Source organism: Bradyrhizobium oropedii (assembly GCF_020889685.1).
GTDB lineage: Bacteria > Pseudomonadota > Alphaproteobacteria > Rhizobiales > Xanthobacteraceae > Bradyrhizobium > Bradyrhizobium oropedii.
Window position 1 is genome coordinate 1 of sequence record NZ_JACMYO010000502.1, and the last position, 545, is coordinate 545.

The 545-nt window shown below is 56.7% G+C and carries 1 protein-coding gene; it reads left to right on the forward strand.

The features are described from left to right. Positions 1-542: helix-turn-helix domain-containing protein (locus H8A95_RS43495; RefSeq protein ID WP_229188517.1), on the forward strand; the 542-nt coding region annotated here is incomplete at its 5' end. Between the last annotated feature and the right edge of the window lie 3 nt (positions 543-545).

Genomic DNA, 545 nt, shown 5'->3' on the forward strand with positions numbered 1-545 from the left:
CGGAAATCGTCGTCGACGTGGATCAGGACAATCAGCATCTGGACCTCATCATCCATTGGCAAGGTGGCGATCACACCCGCCTGAAAGTTAAGAAGAACCGTGTCGGCGTGACGCGTTGGACGACCGACACCGAGGTAGTGGATCTTGTGCGCATGCTCGCACGTCAAATACCTGACTACTCGATCGCCGCCTTGCTTAATCGCTCCGGAAAAACAACCCCGCACGGGGCGTCCTGGACAAGGACGAGCGTATGTTCGTTGCGCAGAACCCGCGAGATCGCCCGTTATCGTGAGGGGGAACGCCAGGATCGAGGTGAGCTCTCGTTAATCGAAGCAGCAGAGATGCTCGACGTCAGTCCATCGACCATACGTCGCATGATCATTGAGGGACGATTGCCTGCGGAGCATTTATGCAAGGGCTCGACATGGATCATCAAACAATCTGATCTCACGCGACCGGACGTGCGCCAAGATGCCTCTCGCAGGCGATCGCGCCGCAGTCCGCCGTCTTGCGACGCCAACCAGAAATGCCTTGAATTATAAGGA